22 protein-coding genes and 1 tRNA gene are annotated in these 25,248 nt (G+C 50.1%); 18 read left to right on the forward strand and 5 right to left on the reverse strand.

The window, feature by feature from the left end; genetic code table 11:
• The first annotated feature begins 89 nt into the window (after positions 1 to 89).
• The 3 genes from ACNI29_RS03985 to gltX all read left to right on the forward strand — a co-directional run bounded on the left by ACNI29_RS03985 (position 90) and on the right by gltX (position 3,169).
• Positions 90 to 1,145: an HDOD domain-containing protein gene (locus ACNI29_RS03985; protein WP_419780895.1), complete on the forward strand. Its 1,056-nt coding sequence runs from the start codon at positions 90 to 92 to the stop codon at positions 1,143 to 1,145.
• A gap of 143 nt (positions 1,146 to 1,288) precedes the next feature.
• Entirely contained in the window at positions 1,289 to 1,513 is a 225-nt protein-coding gene (locus ACNI29_RS03990) for a NifU family protein (protein ID WP_319762246.1), read from the forward strand.
• A gap of 261 nt (positions 1,514 to 1,774) precedes the next feature.
• A complete protein-coding gene (gltX, locus tag ACNI29_RS03995) occupies positions 1,775 to 3,169 on the forward strand; it encodes a glutamate--tRNA ligase (protein WP_419780896.1) in 1,395 nt (464 codons plus the stop codon).
• 235 nt (positions 3,170 to 3,404) lie between these two features.
• Here gltX and ACNI29_RS04000 read toward each other — a convergent pair whose 3' ends face one another.
• A complete protein-coding gene (locus ACNI29_RS04000) occupies positions 3,405 to 4,115 on the reverse strand; it encodes a substrate-binding periplasmic protein (RefSeq protein ID WP_419780897.1) in 711 nt (236 codons plus the stop codon).
• A 214-nt stretch (positions 4,116 to 4,329) separates the two neighbouring features.
• Between ACNI29_RS04000 and ACNI29_RS04005 the strand changes: the two genes are divergently transcribed.
• The 3 genes from ACNI29_RS04005 (at position 4,330) to ACNI29_RS04015 (ending at position 9,312) form a co-directional block, all read left to right on the forward strand.
• On the forward strand, positions 4,330 to 5,997 hold the full coding sequence (locus ACNI29_RS04005) for a gamma-glutamyltransferase family protein (RefSeq protein ID WP_419780898.1): 1,668 nt from the start codon (positions 4,330 to 4,332) through the stop codon (positions 5,995 to 5,997).
• A complete protein-coding gene (locus ACNI29_RS04010; protein ID WP_419780899.1) occupies positions 5,998 to 6,903 on the forward strand; it encodes a hypothetical protein in 906 nt (301 codons plus the stop codon).
• 843 nt (positions 6,904 to 7,746) lie between these two features.
• Positions 7,747 to 9,312 (forward strand): DEAD/DEAH box helicase, encoded by a 1,566-nt coding sequence (locus ACNI29_RS04015; RefSeq protein WP_419780900.1) that lies wholly within the window; start codon positions 7,747 to 7,749, stop codon positions 9,310 to 9,312.
• 72 nt (positions 9,313 to 9,384) lie between these two features.
• Here ACNI29_RS04015 and ACNI29_RS04020 read toward each other — a convergent pair whose 3' ends face one another.
• Entirely contained in the window at positions 9,385 to 11,847 is a 2,463-nt protein-coding gene (locus ACNI29_RS04020) for a multiheme c-type cytochrome (RefSeq protein ID WP_419780901.1), read from the reverse strand.
• 2 nt (positions 11,848 to 11,849) lie between these two features.
• Entirely contained in the window at positions 11,850 to 12,890 is a 1,041-nt protein-coding gene (locus tag ACNI29_RS04025; RefSeq protein ID WP_419780902.1) for a hypothetical protein, read from the reverse strand.
• Positions 12,891 to 13,112: 222 nt separating this feature from the next.
• Here ACNI29_RS04025 and ACNI29_RS04030 point away from each other — a divergent pair.
• Positions 13,113 to 13,199 (forward strand) — tRNA-Leu (locus ACNI29_RS04030).
• A gap of 136 nt (positions 13,200 to 13,335) precedes the next feature.
• Here ACNI29_RS04030 and ACNI29_RS04035 read toward each other — a convergent pair.
• Positions 13,336 to 13,626, reverse strand: a complete 291-nt coding sequence (locus ACNI29_RS04035; protein WP_419780903.1) for a YciI family protein — start codon at positions 13,624 to 13,626, stop codon at positions 13,336 to 13,338.
• Positions 13,627 to 14,020: 394 nt separating this feature from the next.
• Between ACNI29_RS04035 and ACNI29_RS04040 the strand changes: the two genes are divergently transcribed.
• The 3 genes from ACNI29_RS04040 to ACNI29_RS04050 all read left to right on the forward strand — a co-directional run bounded on the left by ACNI29_RS04040 (position 14,021) and on the right by ACNI29_RS04050 (position 17,752).
• Entirely contained in the window at positions 14,021 to 15,010 is a 990-nt protein-coding gene (locus tag ACNI29_RS04040; RefSeq protein ID WP_419780904.1) for a TAXI family TRAP transporter solute-binding subunit, read from the forward strand.
• Positions 15,011 to 15,316: 306 nt separating this feature from the next.
• Positions 15,317 to 17,242 carry a TRAP transporter permease gene (locus ACNI29_RS04045; RefSeq protein WP_419780905.1) on the forward strand — a complete coding sequence of 642 codons (1,926 nt, stop codon included), beginning with the start codon at positions 15,317 to 15,319 and terminating at the stop codon, positions 17,240 to 17,242.
• A gap of 147 nt (positions 17,243 to 17,389) precedes the next feature.
• On the forward strand, positions 17,390 to 17,752 hold the full coding sequence (locus ACNI29_RS04050; RefSeq protein WP_419780906.1) for a SpoIIAA family protein: 363 nt from the start codon (positions 17,390 to 17,392) through the stop codon (positions 17,750 to 17,752).
• 76 nt (positions 17,753 to 17,828) lie between these two features.
• Here ACNI29_RS04050 and rpmB read toward each other — a convergent pair whose 3' ends face one another.
• Complete coding sequence (gene rpmB, locus ACNI29_RS04055) at positions 17,829 to 18,041, reverse strand: 50S ribosomal protein L28 (RefSeq protein ID WP_163350576.1); 213 nt, start codon at positions 18,039 to 18,041, stop codon at positions 17,829 to 17,831.
• Positions 18,042 to 18,223: 182 nt separating this feature from the next.
• Between rpmB and ACNI29_RS04060 the strand changes: the two genes are divergently transcribed.
• From ACNI29_RS04060 to glyA, 8 genes are all read left to right on the forward strand, one after another.
• Positions 18,224 to 18,742, forward strand: coding sequence for a YceD family protein (locus ACNI29_RS04060; RefSeq protein ID WP_419780907.1), 519 nt, complete (start codon positions 18,224 to 18,226; stop codon positions 18,740 to 18,742).
• 51 nt (positions 18,743 to 18,793) lie between these two features.
• Positions 18,794 to 18,973 carry a 50S ribosomal protein L32 gene (gene rpmF, locus ACNI29_RS04065; RefSeq protein WP_015850548.1) on the forward strand — a complete coding sequence of 60 codons (180 nt, stop codon included), beginning with the start codon at positions 18,794 to 18,796 and terminating at the stop codon, positions 18,971 to 18,973.
• Positions 18,966 to 19,991, forward strand: coding sequence for a phosphate acyltransferase PlsX (gene plsX / locus ACNI29_RS04070; protein WP_419780908.1), 1,026 nt, complete (start codon positions 18,966 to 18,968; stop codon positions 19,989 to 19,991). The genes rpmF and plsX overlap by 8 nt, the downstream gene beginning before the upstream one ends.
• Before the next feature lie 92 nt (positions 19,992 to 20,083).
• Positions 20,084 to 21,070: a beta-ketoacyl-ACP synthase III gene (locus tag ACNI29_RS04075; protein WP_419780909.1), complete on the forward strand. Its 987-nt coding sequence runs from the start codon at positions 20,084 to 20,086 to the stop codon at positions 21,068 to 21,070.
• Positions 21,071 to 21,257: 187 nt separating this feature from the next.
• Complete coding sequence (gene fabG / locus ACNI29_RS04080; protein ID WP_419780910.1) at positions 21,258 to 22,001, forward strand: 3-oxoacyl-[acyl-carrier-protein] reductase; 744 nt, start codon at positions 21,258 to 21,260, stop codon at positions 21,999 to 22,001.
• Between the two features lie 34 nt (positions 22,002 to 22,035).
• Positions 22,036 to 22,266 (forward strand): acyl carrier protein, encoded by a 231-nt coding sequence (locus ACNI29_RS04085; RefSeq protein WP_320007440.1) that lies wholly within the window; start codon positions 22,036 to 22,038, stop codon positions 22,264 to 22,266.
• 112 nt (positions 22,267 to 22,378) lie between these two features.
• The gene (fabF, locus tag ACNI29_RS04090) at positions 22,379 to 23,617 is read left to right on the forward strand and encodes a beta-ketoacyl-ACP synthase II (protein WP_419780911.1); all 1,239 of its coding nucleotides are present in this window, start codon (positions 22,379 to 22,381) and stop codon (positions 23,615 to 23,617) included.
• A gap of 313 nt (positions 23,618 to 23,930) precedes the next feature.
• Complete coding sequence (gene glyA, locus ACNI29_RS04095; protein ID WP_419780912.1) at positions 23,931 to 25,169, forward strand: serine hydroxymethyltransferase; 1,239 nt, start codon at positions 23,931 to 23,933, stop codon at positions 25,167 to 25,169.
• Positions 25,170 to 25,248: the final 79 nt, after the last annotated feature.

Here is a 25,248-nt window from a genome sequence, read left to right on the forward strand (position 1 = left end):
TATTATTTTATTTGCGCGAAGCTTCCCCTCACACATCTTTTAATATATTATAGAACTAAGTAATCCATTGAAATCCAAGGCGGTTGACCATGACTGATCATATTCCGATTCCAGAAGAATTCGTCCACAAGGCCACTGCATTAATGGAGGACCGTTTCATCCGCACCGATCGGGAACAACCGGTCATGGCTACACTTTTTGAACTTGGTGTGGAGCATGTCGCCCGGGATCTCATGGAAAACCCGGAGCTTTATAAGCCGCAGGCCGAGTTACCCATGCCCACCAGAAAATTCGACAAGGTGGACCCGATTTCGCTCATGCGCACCGAGATCAAACTACCATCCCTGCCGCAGGTTTTTATTGAGATGCGTCAGGTTATCAACGATCCGGCAAGCTCTGCATCCGACCTTGCCAAAGTTATCTCACGCGATACAGCACTGTCCGCTTTTCTGCTGCGTATGGTGAATAGTGCATTCTACAATTTTCCGGCCCAGATCGACACCATCTCACGGGCGGTGGCCGTAGTGGGAACCAACCAGCTTTCCACCCTTGCTATGGGAACCTCGGTCATGGATATGTTCAAAGGTCTTCCAGCAGATATCATCGATCTTGAACTTTTCTGGCGGCACAGTTTCGCCTGCGGGATAATCGCCAGCCAGCTTTCCAAGACCTTCAAGCAAGGCACACCGGAAAAATGCTTTGTAGCCGGCCTGCTGCACGACATAGGACGCCCGGTGCTGATGATGGCCCTGCCGGAACAGGCTATCGCAGCCACCGCAATTTCACGCCACAAGAAAGCACTTATGTTCAAGGCCGAGCGGGTGGTAACAGGCTTTGACCATTCCGAACTGGGCGGCATGCTGCTGCGTAAGTGGAATCTGCCTTTCTCGCTGGTTAATGCAGTGCTCAACCATCACAATCCGTCAAAGGCAGCCAAGTATCCTGAAGCCCTTTACGTATATTTCGCCAACGTCATCGCAAAAGCCATGGGCGTAGGCGGCAGCGGCGATTTCTTCGTCCGCAACGTGAACAATGAGAGATGGGAAAAAAACGGTCTGACACCGGATAAACTCCGCAAGATTGATGCTGAACTGGGGCCGATTCTTGATGACGCATTCTCCATTCTTAAAAACATGGCAGCTTAGCGATAATACTATAAAGCAACAGTACTTTATCATACGGACACAAAAACAAGCATCCCATAAAACACATAAAACGAGTACTCACGGGTTTGACAAGGCTGTTTAAAGAAAGTACTTGAGCGGGCATAGCAAACGGAGGATTTACCATGCTCGATAAAGTCGAAGCCGCTCTTAACAAGGTCAGACCTCTTCTTCAGGCTGACGGCGGTAACGTAGAACTCGTTGAGGTAACAGACAAAGGCATCGCCAAAGTGCGCTTGCAGGGAGCCTGTAAAGGTTGCCCCATGTCCCAGATCACCTTGAGAAACGCCATTGAGCGTACTCTGCTCAAGGAGATTCCCGAGCTCAAAGGCGTAGAGCCAGCCGAATAATATTAATCCGGCCGGAGCATGCTCCGGCCGGTTGGCAAAAAAGACACAAGAACTAAATAAGTTCAGCAAATATAATACCGCCCTCAGTTGGCGGATTTTTTAGTTTTCACTTCCCGAAGCAATTCCAAAGCAAGTAGCGAAGCCTTGTTCAAGAGGTTTGGGATTATTAAACCCTTTTCATAGGATTTAAGCCGTCGGAGGCGAAATCTTTTAAAATAAAGCGCGACAGCGCATCATAATAATTTTTCAGGAGACTACATCATGGCTAAGACTGTAACCAGATTCGCGCCCAGTCCGACCGGACATTTGCACATTGGTGGAGCACGCACCGCACTTTTCGCATGGCTTCTTGCCAAGCACGACGGCGGCGACTTTGTTCTGCGCATCGAAGATACCGACCGTGAACGTTCCAAGCAGGAATACACCGACGCTATCCTTGATTCCATGAAATGGCTGGGCATGGATTGGAGTGACGATCCCGTGTACCAGAGCGACCGTTTCGATCTCTACAACGGCTACATCGACCAGCTGCTGGACGAAGGCAAAGCCTACTGGTGCGAATGCACTCCCGAACAGGTTGACGCCATGCGCGAGAAAGCCATGAAGGAAAAACGCAAGCCCAAATACGACGGTTCCTGCCGCGAGAAGAATCTCGGCCCCGGCGAAAACAGGGTTGTACGCTTCAAGGCTCCCCTTGATGGCCGCACATCTTTCACCGACATGATCAAAGGCCCCATCAGCGTGGAAAACGCCGAGATGGACGACATGATCCTGCGCCGCAGCGACGGTTCCCCGACCTACAACCTCGCAGTTGTCGTTGATGACCACAGCATGGGCGTTACCAGCGTTCTGCGCGGCGATGACCACGTTAACAACACCCCGCGCCAGATCCAGATTTACCAAGCTCTCGGCTGGGATGTACCCAAATTCGGCCACGTGCCCATGATCCTTGGCCCGGACAAGAAAAAACTTTCCAAACGCCACGGCGCTCTTTCCGTAATGGAATACGAAAAGATGGGCTACCTGCCTGAAGCGGTGGTTAACTACCTCGTGCGCCTCGGCTGGTCCCACGGTGATCAGGAAATATTCTCCCGCGAAGAACTGATCGAACTTTTCAATACCGACAACCTCGGTAATTCCCCATCCGTTTTCGACACCAAGAAACTGGACTGGGTCAACAGCGAATACATCAAGGCCAAAGCTCCGGCTGACCTCATTCCGGGCATGCGCTCCTTCCTGCCTGAAGGCGTGGAAGCAGAAAACGCATATCTCGAAAAGATCATCCCTCTGCTTCAGCCCCGCTCCACTAACTACAAGGAAATGGCCGACATGTGCGACTTCTTCCTCGTTGACAGTGCAGCACTGGAATATGACGAAAAAGCTGTTGCCAAAGTCTTCAAGCCTGAAGCAGTAGAAATCCTCAAAGAGCTGACCGCGCGCATCGAAGCTGACGCAGAATTCAGCCATGATTCTCTCGAAGCAGTCTGCAAGGGCTTCCTCGAAGAAAAAGAACTGAAGTTCAAAGCCATCGGACAGCCCGTTCGCCTCGCACTTTGCGGCCGTACCCAGTCCCCCGGCGGACTCTACGACCTCATGCTCGTGCTCGGCAAAGATGAAACCATCGCCCGCATGAACCGCGCTGTTACTCTGGTATAGTTGATGCGCTTGCCTTCGGCGACACCTCTGTTATCACTTATCCGTAAAACTCAAAGCAAAGCTTTTCGTTAACGGATAAGAGTCCTGCCGGGGGCTTCAAACCCTTTAAAAAGGGTTTAAAAATCCCAAACTTTTTCAGTTTGGCTTCGCCGCTTAGATTATCAGGCGCGATAAATATAAAAAAAGGCCGGACATCGTATGATGTCCGGCCATTTTATTTTGAAAAATCTGTACGCTATTCAGGCGGAAAATACTCATCCACTATTTTCTGCCACTCCCCTTCTGCTTTTAATTCATCAAGGGCTTGCTGCCATCTATGCACAACCTCATCCGGGACATGCTTGGCAAAAGCAATGTAGTTTGTGGTAAAAAAAACCGACGTCCCGACACGTTCCAATTTATTAAAATCCAACTCAGGATTGCGCTTGAAGAAGTATGATATAACCTTCCGGCCCATGGGAACAAGATCCGCCCGACCATGAAACAACTTCATAAAATCAGACTTCGGAGATGAGCTCAAATCAAGATTGGTGTACCCCAGACTGACAAGATTCTGGTGAAAAACATCATATCTGGTAACAGCTATCGTATTAACCTTTCTGGCATCATCGACCTTTTCCAGCTCTATGCCGCTGCCCTTCCTGCTGTAAAAATAAATATCATCCCAAAAAACCGGCCCGACAAACTTAAACTTCAGTGACCGCTCGGGAGTCATGCACATAGGCAGCAAGACATCCCCGGAACCGCATTCCAATATCTTGTATCCCCGCGCCCAAGGATAAAATTTTACATCACACGGATCTTCATGCAGCTTCACCTGAATTTTGCGCACAAGATCAATGAAAAGACCGTGAGCCTTTCCTTTCAGCGTGTAACTGTATGGTGGATATTCCTCGGCCATAACCTTCAGGCCGGAAGCGTGTGCAAAAGTTGAAATGAAAAACAAACATATCAACAGCACTAAAATACTTATCCTTGTAACCATTCTGTAACATTATCAATAAAACACTAAGAAAGGCAAACATTACCCTTATGGCTCAATTAACCACAATCATCCAACAGTCTGCAGAGATATCGACTCTTTTCCTTCTGGCTATTGCTTTTTACCTCCCACTTCCCCTACCATTGCGCAAATTACAAAACACAGCCGGAGCAAAACCATGTCGCCATATGAGATTTCCAACCACACCCAACCGGAATTCACCTTCAATGCCCGCCGTTCCCCGGTTTACGGGACCAAAGGCATGGTCGCTTCCAGCCAACCGCTGGCCACCGAAGCCGGACTGGAGATTCTTCGCGCTGGAGGTAATGCCGCAGATGCAGCTATCGCTGTAGCTGCTGCTCTCGCCGTGGTTGAGCCATGCAGCACCGGACTGGGCGGGGATGCTTTCGCACTGTTTTATGCCGCAAAAGGGAAAAACGTATCCGCACTGAACGGTTCCGGGAAATCAGCTCGGGAAATTTCGCTTGAAAAAGTAACAGATATGGGCATCAGTGGAGAACTCCCCCTGCGCCATGCCATGACCGTGAATGTCCCCGGCGCACTGGCCCTTTGGGCCGACTTGGTTGATATACACGGCAGTCTGCCACTATCCACAATCCTCAACCCGGCAATCCGCTACGCTATGCAGGGCTTTCCGGTCAGTCCGGTTACAGCTGAATTATGGCAAGAGGGAACTGAAATTCTGAAAAAAAGTCCCGGTGGGAACCAGCTGTTGCGCAATGGTAAAGCTCCGCGCTGCGGAGAATTAATGCTCAACCGCAATCTGGGCCGACTACTCGCCCGACTGGCGGACTGTTCCCCGCAGGAAGCAAGAAAACTTTTCTATGAAGGTGATGTCGCGGAAAAAATCGTGAAGGTTGTCCGCGACAATGGCGGGTTTCTTTCTAAAAAGGATATGGCCGAACACCGCAGTCTGTTTCAGGAATCCATCAGCGTAAATTACCGGGGCTATGAAATCCACGAATGCCCGCCCAACGGTCAGGGACTTGCGGCATTGCTTGCTCTGAATACCCTTGCTGATATTGATGTCGCCGGACTGGGCAACCCGGATTCACCGGAGCGCATGCACCACCTTATCGAGGCCATGCGCCTTGCTTTTGCCGACGCGCGCCAGCATGTGGCCGACCCTGATCAATACCCCGCACCGCTTTCCAGATTGCTCGCCCCCAGCTACGGCGCACGCAGGGCAGCACAGATCTTTCCGGACCGGGCCACACTCGACAACAGCAGCGGCGTTCCGGTCAATTCATCAGACACGGTATATTTCTGCGTTGTGGATAAGGACGGTAACGGCTGCTCCATGGTCAATTCCAACTACCTCGGCTTCGGGACCGGAATTGTTCCGGAAGAACTAGGCTTCTCCCTGCAGAACCGGGGACATAATTTCTCCCTTGATCCGGCACACCCCAATGTTCTTGCCGGAGGAAAACGCAGTTACCACACCATCATCCCCGGAATCTGCCTGCGCGCTGACAAATCCCTGCATTCGACCTTCGGGGTCATGGGCGGCTTCATGCAGCCGCAAGGTCACATGCAGGTCATCTCCGCTATGCTGGACGATGGAGCCGATCCGCAGGAAGCACTCAACAGGCTGCGTTTCTGCATTGAACCCGGAGAAGCAGGCGGCAAGGTCTGTCTCGAGGAAGGTATACCGATAGAGACCGTAGAACGTCTTTTCGACATGGGACATCCCCTTGAAATATGCGGCGCCTACGAGCGAACCCTTTTCGGACGCGGTCAGATAATCGTACGTGACCCTGAAACAGGGGTATTGTGCGCTGGATGCGATCCAAGGTCTGACGGATATGCGGGGGGACTGACATAGATGAGACAAATTTATTTATTCTTTACCCTTGCGCTGATTCTCTTCTTAGTTCCCTGCAGAGCATTCTGCAACGATCCCATACCCATTTCAATTGAGAGGAATGCCCTTGAGCAGGTAAAAGCCCTTGAAGCAGACTTAGCCGTTCCGCTTGGAAGGCTGGAAACAATTCCTGATGTAGAAATAAGCAGGACCACAGCGGATGTAATTATCCTTCTTAAGGCATTATATCTTGGTGGCATTGACTCGCCAATTGAATTCATTGAAGTGCCCAATGCGCGACGCTCAGCACAGGAGACTGCCAGAGGAAGATCTGTTCTTTGCAGTCAACAACTCAACAAAGAAGCATCTTCTGTAGCAGGCTATGAAAATTCTTTTTGGGTGACAGACCCTATTGCCAGATTTGGAGAGTTTCAAAAGGGATTCTACTGTCTGCCGAAAAACACCGACCTGCTTGCCGCAACCAGTGCAGCAGAAATCAATAAGCTCGGCAAAGGCATAATAGGACAACATTGGGGTAACGACTTTAGAATACTAAGAGACATGGGCATCACAAATATGATTTCCGCACCGACATTTAATTCCATGGTAAAAATGATTGAAGCCAGGCGAGCAGATTGGATTCCACTGGAAATATCCACTTCAAAAGATTTCAGCATGAACTTACAAGGAGTCCACCTTGTCCCTATCATGGGAATCAAATTTTCATTGCTTGAAAGCAGACACTTCCTCGTCTCCCGCAAACACCCCAGAGGAAAAGAAGTATATAAAGTGCTCCAAAAAGGAATTAAAGAACTCCGCAAGCAGGGGTTCGTCCGAAAAATTATGACTAAAGCCGGAATATTTAATCCACGCACGGATTCATGGAAGATTTTGAATGGAGAGGATATTGAGCTGGCTAGGAATTGAAACTTTGTTCGTGGAGTTTGTAATTTTTGGACCGCAATATTGATTACAGAAAGATTAAGAACAGGCATAACTGAATAACGCACTGAAATTAAAAACATCAAAGACAATATTTTTACTCACAGAACTGCAACCTATCAAACATCTCCCCCTTGGAAAGAAGTTGATTTCCCCAGCGAAGCCGATGATGAAATTTCATTTTAAATAAAGTAACCGAAAAAGAAAATCCTTGACCCAATCACCATTCAATGCTTAAGGCTTCTCGCGTCCGTCCATATCCGGTTGTTTTGGGTCCCAAGAGACCCGAGTTTTTAATTGCAAGGGCAGTGTACCTAGTTTCGTACATCGTCCTTATGTGACGATTCCCCTGAAACCTAATTAGAAGATTGGGACCAGTTATGCAGGCAATTCGCCTTGCTGTTTCAGGAGAAAGTACGATCTGCCCTTGATGAGTTTTATCCCTCCTTAAGTAGATCGAGATAACCGGACGGTCCCTCCAAAAATACCGGACATTTATTACGGTAGCTAGAAACCTCCCCTGCTATTAAGGGGCAGGTATTGCTTTGTTTTTCACCCCCTTTTCCGCAAGACCGGAACATCCCCGGATCAGACCGCACGTGTGGTTTGCTGATTCGTGTTGCTGTACTTTTGCCAGTGATAACAAACGACCCGATTTAATATATCCGGCCCAGCTGAAACGGGACTAAACACGCGCCCGGCCAGTGTCGCACCCATTAAATCCGAACAATGGATTTATGCGCCCACGTGACACTCAAGCCAGAGACGCGGTTGTGTTTTTTTGCCCTTATAATATTTTTGACTACAATTTAGAGAGATAAATAAATCATGGAAAAATTCAGAAACCTCGGCCTTTCCGATATCACTATTGAAGCACTTGAGAAAAAAGGCTTCACCGCACCCACCCCTATTCAGGAAAAGACCATCCCCATGCTCCTTTCCGGTGAAAAAGATATCGTTGGTCAGGCTCAAACCGGAACCGGTAAAACCGCTGCTTTCGGCCTGCCCATCATTGAAAACATCAGCGAAGGTGCAAAGCACGTGCAGGCCATCGTGCTGACCCCGACCCGCGAACTGGCACTGCAGGTTGCGGATGAAATCATTTCTTTCCGCGGCAAGCGTAAAGTTTTCGTAGCCACCGTTTACGGCGGACAGCCCATGCTTCCGCAGTTCAAGGCTCTCAAACGCGGCGCGAACATCGTTGTAGGAACTCCCGGACGTGTGCTTGACCACATCCGCCGTGGCTCCCTCGACCTTTCCCAGATCAACAACTTCGTACTCGATGAAGCTGACGAAATGTGCAACATGGGCTTCCTCGACGAAGTTTCCGAAATCATGGAAAATGCTGGTGACGACCGCCGAACACTGCTCTTCTCCGCGACTATGCCGCCCGAAGTCATGCGCATCGCTAAAAAATTCATGGGCGACTATGATGTTGTCGCTGTTAAGCGCGAGAAAGACGAAGCACCCCTCACCGAGCTCATCTTCCACGAAGTAAACGAGCGCGACCGCTTTGAAGCACTCTGCCGTGTTGTCGATGCCCAGCCCGAATTCTACGGTCTGGTATTCTGCCGCACCCGCGCTGATGCAGACCGCGTAGCAGGAACCCTCGCCGAGCGCGGCTACCCTGCCGAGCCTATCCACGGTGATCTTTCACAGGCCCGCCGCGAAGACATCCTTATGCGTTTCCGTAAACGCCGCTGCAAAATCCTTGTTGCTACCGACGTTGCAGCCCGTGGTATCGACGTTCCCGATCTTTCCCATGTTGTTAACTTCGCCCTGCCGCAGGATCCGCAGAGCTTTGTTCACCGCGTTGGCCGTACCGGTCGTGCAGGCAAAAAAGGTGTTGCAGTAACCCTGATCTCTCCCCGTGAATTCAGTAAACTGCGCTACATCACCAAAATCACCAAACTGCGTGTTGACAAAAAGCCCCTGCCGACCATTGATCAGGTAATTGAAGTCAAAAAATCCCGTATGGGTGCTGAGCTGAGCGAAATCGTTGATGCAGGAAACCATCTTTCCTACCTTGATCTCGCCCACGAACTGCTCGAAGAAGTTGATCCGGTCGAAGCTGTTGCCGCACTGCTCAAGCATTCTCAGGGCAGCGTCCTCGACAAACGCAGCTACCGCAAAATCGAAGAATGCGGCGGTCCCAGCGCAAACCGTGGTCGTGTCCGCTTCACAGCCCAAGTAGGTCGCTCCCACGGCATGACCCCGCGCAAACTGGTAGATATGATCTGCCGCCGCGCACGCATCAACCCTGTTCGCATCCAGCACGTTAAAATTCAGGGACGCCAGTCCACATTCACCGTGCCCGCAGGCGATTCTGATAACGTAATGCGCGCTGTAAACAGAGCTTCTAAGAATGAAAGGCCTTTGCTTAGACGCGGTTAGTCTGAACAAAACCCAAGCACAAATTTAAAAGCCCGGTTCGAACTGAGTTCGAACCGGGCTTTTTTTAGTTCATTATTCCAATCCCATACCGGGATGATGTGCAGGGTAGTCCATATCTTCTTCGTGGCAGACGGTGCAGGTTCCTCCTGCCCCGACGGGCTGTGCCTCACCCATAAATTGCAACGCCCGCAGGTTGTCACGCTCGTTGGCGGCAGGGAAGATGGCATGCGGAGTATTATGACAGGCTGCGCACATAACCGCGTCCATTTCATCCTTACGGTTACGGAAAAGCCCTTCCTTGTCCTCAGTCCACGTATTGAAAGCCGAATCTGTTTCAGGATCACCAAAATCGACATGACAGGTCAGACAGTCAGGCTGCTGCTCCCAAGGCTTACGGGCATTAATTTCATCCAACTCAAAGTCAGACGGCGTAATCAAGGTAATAAGTTTCTTGGCAACGGGCTTATCCCCTTCAGTCTTTAGCAGCGATAAAGCATGATCAGCCATTGCGCCATGACAATTTATGCATTCCAAGCCGGCATCAAGATGCATGCCGCGCAAACTCTGCTGCGGATGGCACATCATGCAGGTCTCGTTTGATGTCTCCCGTAGATAAACGGCATGGAAACCGTGCAGAGCGGTGGAAAGATCAAGCTGTAATTCTCCGTCATGACAGGCCATGCAATCAATGATTTCACTCTCCTTGAGTCTTTTTTTGAAATCAGTGTTGTTATCCCGGTCATGCACGGCAACGATATCCGCTGCAGTCTTTGCAGAAAATCCGCCCTGATCCTGTATATCCCAACTTCCGCCATGGCAGTTATTGCAGCCCGGACGGGTCGAAACCGGCAACACAATTGTAGTGCTGGTCAACATGTTTCCTTCCATATCATAGGCTTGAACTTCTACCGGAGGCAATGAATCATAGCCGTCCATTGTATAAGGAAGAATTTCGATTGGCGAAGACTGGAAGTAGCCGTCTTCCGCACTGAATTCGAAAGTCTCGTCCATACCCTTGGGTTTGCAGACGATCTTTACATCCTCAGTAATAATTTCCGGTGAATCACCACGCAGAAAAAGCTGCGCGCGGACAACACTGCCTTTATCGGTTATTGACATGGTCCGGTCTTTATCAATAATCAAACGCAGCCCTTCCAGCGGCCAGGCCATTAACGCGTATTCCTGCCCGGTATCAAATGAGGCAGGCTCAAGCTCTTTAACCTCCGGCTCAGACAGATCCGGATCATAGCCCGGACCGATCGAATGGATATACTCGGCCAGAGCCATGCGCTCCTGCGCCGTGCCCATGAATTCGGGCATATATTTATTCATCAGCCCCATACCGGACATAAAAGCATCCAGCCCGGCGGCGGTATATTTTGAAGTACGGCGAACGATATCGTTCATAGGTCCGTTGATGGAATGACAGGGGCCGCACTGCATCTGGTACATCCATAAACCGGCTTCAAGCCTGTTATCGTCGGTCAACTTACGCAAATCCTGCGGAATCCAGTTCGCGGCCTGCAGGATAGATTTTCCTTTGAGTTTTTCGGCCTGTTCCACTGTGATATTTGTGGAGTAAACTTCACCCCAAACCACATAAGGCTTACGCCCTGCTTCACGCATGAATTCAAATGAGCCATAAAAAAGCAGGGCCACAACCAGCATGAGCATAGCCGAGCTGAAATTAACCTTGCGCGGGGTACAGATAGCCATGAACAGGCCACCGAACAGCAGTATCGGAGCGGTGTACTTGAAGACCTGCATAAAAAAAGCAACACGGTGGGACTTATAAGCCACCAGCATAGCCTGTTCCGGCGGGAGGAAATTCAGATACCAGTACCCGGAAAGCACGGTCAGAGCCAATCCGGTCAGGGTCCAGATACCGCAGAAACGGACCATCATGCAGCGTAGGCCCTTATCCTGAATTCTAGCGGCGGTCACAAATCCGAACAGCCCGGCCAGCATGCCGCAGAGGGCAGTCCTGAAGAAAAGCGCTGGCCAGAATGTGGGGTTAAAAATGGCATCCCAGAAATTACGGGTTTCCACCCACTGACCTGGGGTAAGCATGAAAGAAACCACGCCGTTGATGGTCAGCAGGGAAAGAAATGCAAATATAAAATAAAACCAGCCTATGATCAGGTGGTCACGGCGATTCATCTTTTCCCAATAGTAATAATAAATGAGCAGAGCTACGATTTCACCAACAAACCAGACCCATTCAGTAGCCCATGCAAAAAGGAATTCGCGGACCAGAACAAGGGTTCCTTCCGGACTGAGCAGAGCCATGGTGAACCAGAGAGCAACCCCGGACCCTCCACCGAAAACCATGGTCAGCAGCAGGAAAAACTTGGAGTGTTTTTTTACGTAGTCCAAAAGCTCGCTTGATTCGGTCTTATAGGCAAGCTTCTCGGTAACAACCAGAAACAGGCCGCCGCCGACCGCAAACTGGGCCACAAAGACATGCAGCGTAGCGATTACTGCGATCCAGAAACCGCCCCCGAAAGTAGTTAAATGCCAGATTGGATATTCCATCATTAACTCCTTTCAGCCCTGAGCATGAGTTTCAGCATGTAGACAACGCAGAATCCACCTGCGATAAGCGAGACAACGAACAATATGAACGGGTCCCAGTCTCCGGAAACCGGGGCGGTATCAAGCGTAAAGTACGGTTCCAAGTATTTCATCCGCACCAGATGGCGCATAATTGCCATAACCGGGACGATGAAGAGAGTCGCCGCGGTGGCGATACATACATTCTTAGTGAATCCGGCATGAAGCATGGCGAAAGTGGCAGCCAGCCCCGCACAGAGAAGTATGGTGGCAAGCATGTCCTGCCCCATAAAAATCAGCATCACATTTTTAGGCAGGGCCATAAGAAACCAGAAGCCCATCAGAATATTAACGAGGGTTGAACGGGAGAACCACTTCATTCCCGTATCCACGAAAGACTGCTCGTTCATGCGTTTGCCAACCAAAGCAACAAACAGCCCGCCCACTGCCAGCGCAGAGATGGCAAAATGCATAAAACGCGGGTAGAGAACCGGATCGCTGAGGTTGAGCACAAAACCGTGCGGATCATTGAAATATTCTGCCCAGATTTCAGGGCGAAGCATCAGGGTCATCTTATTTGAAAGCATGAACCCGATATATGAAATCCCGGCCAGCACAGCCAGCATGAGAAACTTACGCCCGGACGCGCCCAGTTTTTCATAACGGTAGTTATGGATATACATGCCGTAATATCCGCTGATCAGAACGAAAATTACCGCCAGCCAGAATACAGCCATTAGGATTGAAGAAACATAACTGAACTGCCCGTAGACCGCTTGCAGAAAAAGCAGCGGCGGAACCCCTGCATTGATAGCCAAAGCAAGCAGGGTCGGCAGTTTACGGGAAATATTTTTTGAAATCAGCGTTCCACCCGACAAAGAGTGGACAAAAACAATCGCTGCTCCGCCGAAAACGGCATTCATGAGCAGCAGGTGGACGGAAAAAGTAATTATTGAAAGAGCCACTGGCCATATGGGATGAACAGAAATGCCGATGGCTGCGGGCACCAGAACGGACGGGTCCATGAGTTTCCCCCTATTTATTTTCTAATTAGCCAACATATAGCAGGAGTAAATGGCATCCACAATTAGAAAACCCATATTCACAGATTGGCATCATCCTGCCCAGTGAGCTTCAAATTGCGGATCGATTTGATGTTTTTCTTCAATTTTACAATTTATTTACATTTTAACTAAAAAAGTACTTGCCAAAGCAAACTGAAATCAATAGATACTTCTTCACCGAGTGCCGAAGTGGTGGAATTGGTAGACACGCTAGGTTCAGGGTCTAGTGGAGGTTTCTCCGTGGAAGTTCGAGTCTTCTCTTCGGCACCACTCGTAAATACGAAAGCCGCAACGCAAGTTGCGGCTTTTTTCGTTTTAGTGACTATAAACAAACAGACCATTTACAGGAACTGCCCTTTCTTTGGTCAGACGGAGGCTGCAGCCACCGCCCATCACTCTGTTCCAACTATCCTTCGTTCAAAAGCTCCAGCCCCTCAGCCGTCATGGACGGTACAAATTCCGTTACAGCATATTCAGCAACCCCATTTTCCTTGAAAGGATCAAGCGCGAGTATTTCCGCAAGAGCACTTTGAGACTCACAGCGTGCGAGAATCACACCGCCTGTACGGGGAACCTTTCGCCCCGAAGCCACAAATACACCCCGCCTATACTGTTCCTTAAGATATTCAACATGGGCTTCAAGATGAGCATCTACGATATCAAGATCAACTTTGTAAGTAAGATCAACAATAAACATATTCGGTTTCCTTGTTCTGTTTTATAATTACGACGGCAGACAGCCATCACGCTAAACGTAAAAACAGTACTCCCCCCATAAACATTGTCAAACTCCTCAAGCCAGCCCTAATTCTGCCCTAGATATATAATTTTTATTTAACTAACAGGTTTTATGATGTCCCTGTATATTTTAAGAATATTAATCATAACAAACGAACAAACTGAGCATTGCATAAAACATCAGCTCACCTCTTTATTTATAATCATTTCTGCATTCAGACACTAAAAACAAATGCAATGCGCAAAAATAAACCGATCTGGATTTTTAAATTATTATATACTATACACCTTTCATAATCCATTGATCTACATATCACTTATTCACCTGACCAACACCCAATAAAGGAGGAAGAATGTTTAAGAAATTCTCATGCCTCGTACTCACCTGTATGCTCTGCCTTAGCTTCACAGCGGCACCTTCACATGCAAGCGACAACAATTTAATCATCGCCACCGCAACTACCGGCGGAACATACTACCCAGTTGGAGTCGCAATCGGCACACTGGTAAGCATCAAACTTGCCAAAGCAGACAAAATCACTGCTACTGCAATCAACTCTGCCGGGTCCGGTGAAAACGTACAGATGCTTAAAAACAAAGAAGCGGACCTCGCTATTCTGCAGGCTCTCTTCGGTCTTAATGCCTACAAAGGTGAAGGACCATACAAAGGTAAAGCCTTCAAAGATTTTCGTTCCATCACCATGCTCTGGGAAAACGTTGAACACTTCCCTCTGCTCAATAAATACGTAAAAAAAGGCGACATCTCCGATCTCAAAAGTCTGGACAAAAAATTTTCCATTGGCAAACGCGGCAGCGGCACAGAAGGCTCCGGGCGCACACTGCTCAAAATCATGGGTGTTGATGTAAAAAAAGACCTCGTGCTCGAGTTCCTCGGGTACACCCCCTCCGCCCAGGCTATGATGGATGGCCGCATTACCGGTGCAAATATCCCCGCCGGACCTCCCGCAGCAGCCATCACCCAGCTTTATGCCCAGCTCGGATCTGACGACGTAACCGTACTGGAATTCACCGATGACCAGCTTGCAGAAATCCAGAAGGCCTACCCTATCTGGAGCCGCTATGTAATCCCCGCAGGAACCTACCCTTCACAGAAAAAAGATATCAGAACCGTGGCCCAGCCCAACTTTCTGGCCTGCCGCGCAGATCTGCCTGATGAAGTGGTCTACAAAATAACCAAGACCATCTACGAAAACCTGCCTTTCCTGAACAACATCCACAAAGCGACCAAAGCAATGTCTCTCGAGCGTGCGACCGCAGGTCTGCCCGCTCCCCTGCATCCCGGTGCAGAGAAGTTCTACCGTGAAGTAGGTGTAATTAAGTAAACGTTAATGGCCTCCGGCGGCCCTTTCGGGGAACCCTCCGGGGGCTTAAACCCTTTTGCAAAAGGGTTTAAGAATCCCAAAACCTTTCAAGACTTTTATCAAAACTTCTCTCAGTAATTATTATAATCCACAGCGGCAAAGCCTTAATAAAAGTTTTAGGAGAGTCCAAAGAACCCTTTTCCACAATTCCGCAGGAAAGCGGATTTGCCCGGTGCCAAAAGCACCGCCCCGAAGGGGTAAGCCCCAGGAAGGGGCACAATAAAAAGGGTTCTTTGGCCCTCGGAGAGCCGCCGGAGGCATCACAATATGGCCGACACTAATCCCAAGCCGGCAGTAAAAAAAGATTCAGGTGGTGAAACCCTTGCTATCAAACGTGTGATTGAGGGCAACACTGCCAAATTGCTTTATGCCACAGGCATCATCTGTTCCCTGTTTCACCTCTGGGTAAACACCATCGGCATCATGCCGGAAATCCAGCGCAATGCCGTTCACTATTCTTTCATGCTTTTCATCGGCTTCCTGCAATACCCGATGCTCAAAAAGCATGCCCGCGAAACCCTGCCCATCGACTATTTTCTGGCAGTGCTCTCATTCGCTGTCGGGCTGTATCTTGTCTTTTTCGAAGACGCCCTGCACATGCGCAATGAAGTGCCGATCATGGCTGACCTCATTGCCGCCGGACTGGCAATTGTACTGCTCATGGAAATCACACGCAGAACCACAGGACTGCTTATCCCCTGTCTGGCGGCGGTATTTCTGTTCTACGGACTGGGCGGCGGGCAATATCTGGACGGGCTTTGGCATTTTCCGGGTGTAACCATCCAACGCATGCTTTACCGTATGTACTTTGCGCCGGACGGGATATTCGGAACCATCGCCACAATTTCGAGTACTTTCGTATTCCTGTTTGTACTTTTTGCTTCCTTCCTGATCAAATCCGGGGCCGGCGAATTCATCATCAAGCTGGCCATGGCCAGCATGGGCCGCACCATCGGTGGCCCGGCCAAAATGGCGGTCTTCGCTTCCGGCTTTATGGGATCAGTATCCGGTAGTGCGGTTGCGAACACAGTTGGCACCGGGTCTATCACCATTCCCATGATGAAAAAGACCGGATTTCCCAGTAAATTTGCCGGGGGCGTAGAAGCTGCGGCCTCTACAGGCGGACAACTTATGCCGCCGATCATGGGCGCGGGCGCGTTCATCATGAGCCAGTGGACCCAGATTCCTTACCTGACCATAGTCGGCGTGGCCTTCATCCCGGCAATTATGTATTTTGTCAGCGTAGCTTTTTTCGTTCATCTGCGGGCCAAGAAGCTGGGCATAAAACCTATTCCAGAAGAAGACATCCCGCAGATCGGACAAGTAATGAAGGAAGGCTGGAACTTCTTCATCCCCATCGGCGCGCTCATGGGCCTGCTCATGTACGGATTCACCCCGACATTTGCTGCTTGCGGCGGTATCGGAGCGATTGTTTTTTCCAGCTGGCTGAATCCCAAAACACGTATGTCCGGGCGAGATATCCTTGATGCGCTTGCTGCCGGCGGTCAAAACATGGTCACCACCGGGGTTATCCTGCTTTGTTCCGGCATCGTAGTCGGCGTAGTACTAATGGTCGGCATGGGCATTAAATTCTCCATGCTCATCACCATGATCGCGGGCAACAGCCTGCTGCTGACCATCGTCATGGTTGCGGTAGCATCCCTAGTATTGGGCATGGGACTGCCTGTAACGGCCTCTTACATCGTTCTGGCGGTGTTGGCTGCCCCGGCCATGCAAATGCTCGGAACAAGCCTTATAGCGGCCCACATGCTCATCTTCTGGTACTCTCAGGATGCCAACGTGACGCCTCCGGTATGCCTCGCGGCCTACAGTGCTTCGGGAATATCCGGTTCAAAACCGCTTGAGACTGGTTTCGAATCATGGAAGATCGCCAAGGGACTTTACATTATCCCCCTGCTCTTCTGCTACACCCCGATCCTTTTCGAAGGTCCGCTCTGGCAGGTTGCGGAAACCGTGGTCACAGCAACAGCAGGCCTGTTCTGCTTTGCAGTGTTCTTTGAAGGTTTCAACACCTACGCCCTTAATATCGGTCAACGACTGCTCTACATGGCAACAGCAACCATGCTGCTCTGGCCCGACATGAGGTTACATGCAGCCGGCATAATGCTGCTTACCGTGATGATTTTGCGTGAAAGGTCTGTTTTCAGGAAACAGGCTTTTGAAGCTGTTTAATCACACACAAACAATGAAAAAAGGGTGGTGCTTATTCGGGCACCACCCTTTTTTGTTTTGCAGCATCCATTAACGCTTCAATTTAAGAACGGATGTGTTAAGTTCATTACGGGATTTTTTGAAAAACTCAAATATGGGAGATTTAGAATGATCACAGTCATGAAAGAAAGCAGCGGCCCAATGCTGGCAGTGACAGCCACAGGCACAGTCACAGGTGAAGATTACACAGAGGTCTGGATTCCGGCTCTCCAAAAAGTCATTTCCGATTACGGAAAATGCAGGGCTTTGCTCTACATGGATGAAAATTTCAAAGGGTGGGACCTGAAAGCCATGTGGGAAGACACCAAATTCGGAGTTGCCCACCGCAATGACTTTGAAAAACTAGCCGTAGTCGGTGGCCCAGCCTGGGTGGAGTGGGGAACAAAAGTTGCCGGACTGCTGGTCAGTGGAGAAGTTGAGACATATCCAGCGAAAGAACTTGAAAAAGCCCTTGCGTGGGTTGCGGAATAAAAAAAAGCCCCAGCCATAAATAATTATGACCGGGGCTTTTTACACGACGAATCGTGCGAAAAATAAAAAATAAGAACTAGCTTACTTTTTTGTTTGCAACGGGCTTAACAACAGCGCCGGAGCGGATGCAGCGAGTACAAGCTTTGATGCTTTTTACTTCACCGCTGGGAAGCTGAGTGCGGACTTTCTGCAGGTTAGGCATGAAACGTCTCTTGGTCTTGTTGTGAGCATGAGAAACGTTGTTGCCAGTCTGAGGACCTTTACCGCATATATCGCATACCTGGGACATGTTGAACCTCCTTAATGGTAGTCACTTTTTTAGATTGCCGGAAAGCGCGAATATCCGCAAGGGAAATTGCTCTGCCCGAACAAAAGAGGTATCATTTAAACGCTCGCTCTGGAAAATGCAAGCTCTTTTTCCTTGACATAAGAAAAAAAACTCATATAGGAAACCCTTCCGCGAGGAAAAATATGTCTGAACTCTGGATTACATTAAACGACATCCCCGAAGAGGGACAAAATTTTGTTTTCGAGGACCAGAATTTCTGGGCCGAAGCATGGAAACAGTATAAAGTAGAAGTCAAACCCGGCACTGCGCTGGTGTCTGACGTCTATGTCCTTCCTCAGGATAAAGGATGCCTTGTCAGAGGTGGAACCAAAGGTTCCGTGACAATGGCATGCGACAGGTGCACGGCAGACTACAAGCACAATATTTCAACCGAATTCGAGGAATTTGAGCAGGTCGCTGAAGACGGGGACGATGAAGAGTCTCCCGTTGTAAAGACCAAAGAAGGGCTCAAAATCGATATCGGTGTCCTCCTCTGGGAGCATTTCGTTATGGCACTTCCAATCAAACCCCTTTGCAAGGAAGCTTGCAAGGGACTTTGTATGAAGTGCGGAGCCGACCTTAATAAAGGCGGCTGCGATTGCGAACAAGAAGAGGGCGATCCAAGGCTTGCGGTTTTCCGCAATCTTAAGATAAAGAACTAGATTCCGGTCCGTACGGAGCGGTGTAAAAAAAACTCTTTAGGAGACTTAGTCATGGCACAGCCGAAAAAGAAAACTTCCAAATCCCGCAGAAACATGCGTCGTTCACACGACCACGTAGCAACCCCCAACGTAGTATACTGCGAGTGTGGTGAACCCATCATCCCTCACAGAGCTTGCTCTTCTTGCGGTTCCTATAAAGGTCGTCAGGTAATCAATTCCGAAGATGCCTAACATTATACCCCGCATTGCCGTAGACGCCATGGGTGGCGATTACGGCCTTTCGGTTATAGTTCCCGCTGCGGTTAATGCCGCAAAGACGGGACTCCCGATTACGCTGGTTGGTGATGAGCACATGATCCGGTCCGAGCTGGAAAAGCTTGATACCGGATCATGTGCTATTGATATTGTCCATGCTTCACAGGTTGTCACAATGGAAGACAAACCTGCTGACGCTATGCGCCGGAAGAAGGACTCATCAATTCAGGTCGCATGCAGACTGGTCAAGGAAGGCAAGGCTGACGGTGTCGTCAGTGCCGGTAACTCCGGGGCCACGGTTGCTTGCGGCATGTTCACCATCGGGCGGATCAAGGGTGTCCTGCGTCCGGGCATGGCCGGAATCATGCCCACTGAAAAAAAGCCCATGGTCCTGCTTGATGTAGGCGCCAATGTTGACTCCAAACCGGAGCACCTCTTCCAGTTCGGCATTATGGCCGACGTGCTGGCCCGTGACGTGCTGGGATACAAATCCCCGCGCATCGGTCTTTTGACGATTGGAGAAGAGGAAGGCAAAGGAAACTCGCTGGTAAAAACCACCTACGAGATGCTCAAGAATTCTTCATTGAATTTTGTGGGTAACATCGAAGGACGGGATATTTTTACCGGTGATGTTGATGTTGCTGTTTGCGATGGATTTGTAGGCAACGTGGCGCTGAAGCTGGCCGAAGGGCTGGCGACAAGCTTCGGCAGCCTGCTGAAGGGAGAGCTCAAACGCGACATTGTTTCCAAGCTTGGAGCCATGCTCGCAATGAAAGCTTTCAAAAGATTCAGCAGACTGTTGGATAAATCCGAATATGGCGGAGCCCCGGTCCTCGGACTGAAAGGAATTGTCCTTGTCTGCCACGGTAAAGCCGATTCCCGGGCTGTGGAACGTGCCATTGAAATGGCCGCCACATTTGTAAAAAACGATGCTGTCGCGCACCTGAAAGAAGGATTGGCCGCGCACAAGGAAATTACCGAACGCGACTTTTAGCGTCCGGTGCAATCTCCTACGGCCCCTGCTTTAGATACTGACACATCCCCGGATTATCAGCTCTCTTTCCATCCTAAAACAGGACTGGTGTAATGAGTACTTTCTCGCACATCAGGGGTCTTGGTTTCCATGTCCCTGAACGGCTATACACTAATACTGATCTTGAAAAGTTCGTCGATACCAACGACGAATGGATAACTACCCGTACCGGAATCAAACAGCGTCATGTTGTTGAAGACGAGACATGCCTGGACCTTGCTTATGAAGCATCTGTAAAAGCCCTCAAAGCAGCAGGCATGGAAGCGGAAGAACTCACCCACGTAATCATCGCCACCTTCACCGGCGATATGCCCGTTCCCACCACATCCTGCCTGCTCATGGAGCGGCTGGGTATCAAAAACAGAGCTGCCATGGACCTTTCTGCGGCCTGCTCAGGATTTGTATACGCTGTTGAGGTGGCCCGGGCACTCATCAATCTCGATCCATCTGCTAAAATTCTGGTCTGCGGCGCTGAAGTTGTTACCAGCCGTGTGAACTGGGAAGACCGTTCCACCTGCGTTCTCTTCGGAGACGGCGCAGGTGCGGCAGTTATGACTGCCGGAAAAGACGGAGAACCCGGAAAAGTCATCGACACCCTCATCCGCGCCGACGGAGGTCCGGGCATGAACCTGACCATCAAAGGAGCCGGTTCCGCTTATCCCTACAAAATGGGTGATACTGTTGGAGCCGAGAATTTTGTAAAAATGCAGGGCCGTGAAATATACAAACACGCCGTGCGTTCCATGACTTCCATCTCCAATGAGATCCTTGAAAAGCAGGGACTGACCACTGAAGATGTCGACGTGCTGCTGCCCCACCAGGCCAATATGCGCATTATTGAAGCCGTGGGTAAAAAACTGGGCGTTCCCCGAGAAAAAGTTTTTGCGAACGTGGACAAATACGGCAACACCTCGGCTGCATCCATCCCCATCGCACTTGCTGATGCCAGGGACTCAGGTTTCATCAAAGATGGTGATCTGGTCCTTTTAGCCACTTTCGGTGGCGGATTGACATGGGGATCTTCTTTAATTCAATTTTAAAATGCTGTTTTGTAACATTCTGCTGTATATCACGGAATTTCAACAAGACTGCTGTATAAAAGGGAAAAACAACATAGCGCAAACGCGCATGTATGTTTAAACAAATTAATTTAGATTAAATTTGCAGTCACTGCCGCTTTAGGCTATGAGACGCATGACTAGATTAATTCAAAATAGAGGGAAGTACATGAGTGAACTGCCAAGCACCGCCCTTATAACGGGCGGTTCCAGAGGAATCGGTGAAGCCTGCGCCAAACAGCTCGCCAAAGACGGCTTTGAAGTGTTCATCACTTACGTAAGCCGCCCCGACGGAGCTGAAAGAGTCTGCGCTGAAATCGAAGCCGCAGGCGGCAAGGCCCGTGCATTCAAGCTTGATTCTTCCGACCGTGAAGCTGTAACCTCTTTCTTCAAAGAAGAGATTAAAGGTAAGGTCAAACTGGATGTTCTGGTTAACAATGCCGGAATCACCCGCGACGGCCTGCTCGTACGCATGAAGGATGCTGACTGGGACAAAGTTCTGGACATCAACCTGACCGGTGCTTTCACCTGTCTGCGCGAATCCGCAAAGATCATGATGAAGCAGCGGTACGGACGGATCATCAACATTTCCTCTGTAGTAGGTCAGGCCGGTAATGCCGGACAGGCCAACTATGTATCTGCCAAGGCCGGCCTCATCGGGCTGACCAAAGCCAGCGCCATTGAGCTTGCTCCGCGCGGTGTCACTGTGAATGCCGTTACCCCGGGATTCATACAGACCGACATGACCGCCGAACTGCCTGAAAAAGTCATGGCGCAGATGATGGACAACATACCGCTGAAAAAACTCGGCACATCCGATGATATAGCTAATGCGGTTTCTTTCCTTGCCAAGGATGAATCCGGTTATATCACAGGCCAGACTCTCGCTGTTAACGGCGGGATGTACATGTAATCAAGAAACACTAAATAATGATTTGGAGGGGACTATGTCCGCAGCTGAAAAAGTAAAAGCAATTATCGTAGACCAGCTTGGCGTATCCGAAGACGAAATTAAAGACGAAGCATCCTTTGTTGAAGATCTCGGTGCCGACTCTCTCGACCTTACCGAACTCATCATGGCTATGGAAGAAGAGTTCGACGTTGAAATCGAAGACGAAGAAGCTCAGAAGATCCTCAAAGTCAAGGATGCAATCGCATTCGTTGAAAGCAAACAGTAGAGCTGGTTGCTTAACAGGGTTTTAAAAAGAGCGCCTTATTGCTCCTCACGGGCGTAAGGCGCTCTTTTGTTTATCCGCCGGAAATAACCCCAACTCATACAGGTTTCCATATATGAACAGGGTAGTAGTTACAGGCGTTTCCGCCATCACCCCCCTTGGAAATGACATCAACACCAGCTGGGACAACCTACTTGCAGGCAAGTCCGGTATTGCTGGAATTTCCGCCTTTGATGCCAGCGAATTTTCCGCCCGCATCGCAGGTGAAGTCAAGGGATTTGACGCCAAGGAATTCATCCCCCACAAACAGGCCAAGCGCATGGAAAGGTTCACCCAGTTTGCGGTTGCAGCCAGCCAAATGCTTGTCAAGTCCACAGGACTTAAGCTTGAAGGGGAAGAGCGCGAACGAGCCGGAGTTGTTATCGGTGTCGGTCTCGGTGGTCTTGAAACCATTGAGAAGCAGCACACCAAACTGATGAAATCCGGTCCAAAAAAAATCACTCCTTTCTTCATCCCGATTATCATCGGCAATATGGCTGCCGGTCAGGCTTCCATTTTCGCTGAAGCGCAGGGCCCCAACCTGTGCATGTGTACCGCATGCGCATCCGGAACCCATGCTATCGGCACAGCATACACTGACATCATGCTCGGCCGTGCTGATGTCATGATCTGCGGTGGTGCTGAATCCACCATCACTCCTCTGGGCTTTGCCGGTTTCACCGCCATGAAGGCCCTCTCCACCCGCAACGACGATCCTGAAACCGCTTCCCGTCCTTTCGACGCCGGACGTGACGGATTTGTTATGGGTGAAGGAGCAGGACTCCTGATGCTGGAATCCCTCGAACACGCTCAAAAGCGCGGCGCTGAGATTCTCGCTGAAGTAGTCGGATTCGGTGCATCATCCGATGCATACCACATGACCGCACCGCCGGAAGACGGCGCAGGCATGGCCCGGGCCATGAACGCTGCAATCCGTGAGGCAAAGATTGATCCCTCCGAGATCGACCACATCAACGCACACGGAACTTCCACCAAACTGAACGATGCATGCGAAACCAAAGCTATCAAAAAAGTTTTTGGCGACCATGCAAAGAACATCGCTATCAGTGCCAACAAATCCCAGATCGGCCACCTTCTCGGTGGTGCAGGCGGTGTTGAAGCAGCTTTCGCTGTTAAAACACTTTCCACCGGAATCATCCCCGGTACTGCAAACCAGATCGAAGCTGACCCCGAATGTGATCTCGATTACGTCAAAGACGGTAAACGTGAGCAGCAGGTCAACTACGCACTGAGCAACTCGTTCGGCTTCGGCGGAACTAACGGTTGCATGCTGTTTAAGAAATTCGAAGAATAATTTGATGCCTCCGGCGGCTGGGGAAGGGAAACTTTTGAAAAAGTTCCCCTTCCCCAGACCCCATACCCTCAAAACTTTTTAATAGGTCTTCGACTCTGGGGACATAATTCCCGGTAGATTTAAAGAATCCATTTTTCCCACGCACAATTTTGCTGACAATGGACGCGAAGCTTACTAAAACGTTTTGGGATTCTTAAACCCTTTTGGAAAAGGGTTTAAGCCCCCGGAGGGAAAATATTTCAATCAAAAGCGCGATAGCGCATCAAATTGGCCCCGGCAGGGTCGCCGACGGCATTAAAAAAAGGAGCTTGTCATGGAAGAACTGATGATGAAAGACCCGGCAGTAGCGGCTGCTATCGGACAGGAAGTAACCCGCCAGATGACCAAGCTTGAACTCATCGCTTCGGAGAACTTCACCTCCACAGCGGTCCGTCAGGCCATGGGCAGTGTTATGACCCACAAGTACGCAGAAGGTTACCCCGGAAAGCGCTACTATGGTGGTTGCGAATTCGTTGACCTTGCTGAAGACCTCGCCCGTGACCGTGCAAAAGAAATTTTCGGCTGCGAATACGTAAACGTACAGCCCCACTCCGGTTCACAGGCCAACATGGCTGTCTACTTCGCGGCTCTCAAGCCCGGCGACACCGTACTCGGCATGGACCTTTCCCACGGTGGTCACCTGACCCACGGCTCCCCGGTGAACTTCTCCGGTAAGCTCTTCGACATCAAATTTTACGGTGTTGATCCTGAAACAAAGACCATCAACTACGACAATGTTCTTGAGATTGCTAAAGAGTGCAAACCCAAGATGATCATTGCCGGTGCTTCCGCATACCCCCGCATCATCGACTTCGCCCGCTTCCGCCAGATCGCTGACGAAGTCGGCGCAGTTCTCATGGTAGACATGGCTCACATCGCAGGTCTCATCGCAGCAGGCGTTCACCCCTCCTGCATTGAGCACGCACACTACACCACTACCACCACCCACAAAACCCTGCGCGGTCCCCGCGGCGGTATGATCCTCTCCACCGAGGAGAACGGTAAGGCTCTCAACTCCAACATTTTCCCCGGTATTCAGGGCGGCCCGCTCATGCACGTAATCGCAGCTAAAGCAGTTGCATTCGGCGAAGCACTTTCCCCCTCTTATGTTGGCTACCAGAAGCAGGTTGTTGCCAACGCACAGGCACTGGCCAAGAACCTTATGGACGCAGGTTTCGACCTCGTATCCGGCGGTACCGACAACCATCTGATGATGCTTGACCTGACCAACAAGGACATCACCGGTAAAGACGCTGAGCACGCTCTTGATGAAGCAGGTATCACCGTCAACAAAAACACCATTCCTTTCGAAACCCGCTCCCCGTTCGTAACCTCCGGCGTACGTATCGGTACTCCGGCCCTGACCACACGCGGAATGAAAGAAGAAGAAATGGTTAAAGTCGCAGGCTGGATCACCGCAGCCATCGACTCCATCGGCAACGACACCAAGCTTGCTGAAATCAGCAAAGAAGTTGCAGAGTTCGCAAAAGACTACCCGCTCTTCGCATACTAGGATCGCACAATTTGCCATGCCAGCGGCGAAGCCTGACAAAAGGTTTTGGGATTCTTAAACCCTTTTGCAAAAGGGTTTA

This window comes from Maridesulfovibrio spiralis (SeqCode) (assembly GCF_048571135.1).
Taxonomy (GTDB): domain Bacteria; phylum Desulfobacterota; class Desulfovibrionia; order Desulfovibrionales; family Desulfovibrionaceae; genus Maridesulfovibrio; species Maridesulfovibrio spiralis.

Coding starts and splice junctions, on each gene's coding strand:
- fabG (WP_419780910.1), top strand. CDS start 21,258: ATGAGTGAACTGCCAAGCACCGCCCTTATAACGGGCGGTTCCAGAGGA.
- ACNI29_RS04015 (WP_419780900.1), top strand. CDS start 7,747: ATGGAAAAATTCAGAAACCTCGGCCTTTCCGATATCACTATTGAAGCA.
- ACNI29_RS04075 (WP_419780909.1), top strand. CDS start 20,084: ATGAGTACTTTCTCGCACATCAGGGGTCTTGGTTTCCATGTCCCTGAA.
- ACNI29_RS04005 (WP_419780898.1), top strand. CDS start 4,330: ATGTCGCCATATGAGATTTCCAACCACACCCAACCGGAATTCACCTTC.
- glyA (WP_419780912.1), top strand. CDS start 23,931: ATGGAAGAACTGATGATGAAAGACCCGGCAGTAGCGGCTGCTATCGGA.
- rpmB (WP_163350576.1), bottom strand. CDS start 18,041: ATGTCCCAGGTATGCGATATATGCGGTAAAGGTCCTCAGACTGGCAAC.
- ACNI29_RS03985 (WP_419780895.1), top strand. CDS start 90: ATGACTGATCATATTCCGATTCCAGAAGAATTCGTCCACAAGGCCACT.
- ACNI29_RS04040 (WP_419780904.1), top strand. CDS start 14,021: ATGTTTAAGAAATTCTCATGCCTCGTACTCACCTGTATGCTCTGCCTT.
- ACNI29_RS04085 (WP_320007440.1), top strand. CDS start 22,036: ATGTCCGCAGCTGAAAAAGTAAAAGCAATTATCGTAGACCAGCTTGGC.
- ACNI29_RS04045 (WP_419780905.1), top strand. CDS start 15,317: ATGGCCGACACTAATCCCAAGCCGGCAGTAAAAAAAGATTCAGGTGGT.
- plsX (WP_419780908.1), top strand. CDS start 18,966: ATGCCTAACATTATACCCCGCATTGCCGTAGACGCCATGGGTGGCGAT.
- fabF (WP_419780911.1), top strand. CDS start 22,379: ATGAACAGGGTAGTAGTTACAGGCGTTTCCGCCATCACCCCCCTTGGA.
- ACNI29_RS04020 (WP_419780901.1), bottom strand. CDS start 11,847: ATGGAATATCCAATCTGGCATTTAACTACTTTCGGGGGCGGTTTCTGG.
- ACNI29_RS04010 (WP_419780899.1), top strand. CDS start 5,998: ATGAGACAAATTTATTTATTCTTTACCCTTGCGCTGATTCTCTTCTTA.
- gltX (WP_419780896.1), top strand. CDS start 1,775: ATGGCTAAGACTGTAACCAGATTCGCGCCCAGTCCGACCGGACATTTG.
- rpmF (WP_015850548.1), top strand. CDS start 18,794: ATGGCACAGCCGAAAAAGAAAACTTCCAAATCCCGCAGAAACATGCGT.
- ACNI29_RS04050 (WP_419780906.1), top strand. CDS start 17,390: ATGATCACAGTCATGAAAGAAAGCAGCGGCCCAATGCTGGCAGTGACA.
- ACNI29_RS04035 (WP_419780903.1), bottom strand. CDS start 13,626: ATGTTTATTGTTGATCTTACTTACAAAGTTGATCTTGATATCGTAGAT.
- ACNI29_RS04025 (WP_419780902.1), bottom strand. CDS start 12,890: ATGGACCCGTCCGTTCTGGTGCCCGCAGCCATCGGCATTTCTGTTCAT.
- ACNI29_RS04060 (WP_419780907.1), top strand. CDS start 18,224: ATGTCTGAACTCTGGATTACATTAAACGACATCCCCGAAGAGGGACAA.
- ACNI29_RS03990 (WP_319762246.1), top strand. CDS start 1,289: ATGCTCGATAAAGTCGAAGCCGCTCTTAACAAGGTCAGACCTCTTCTT.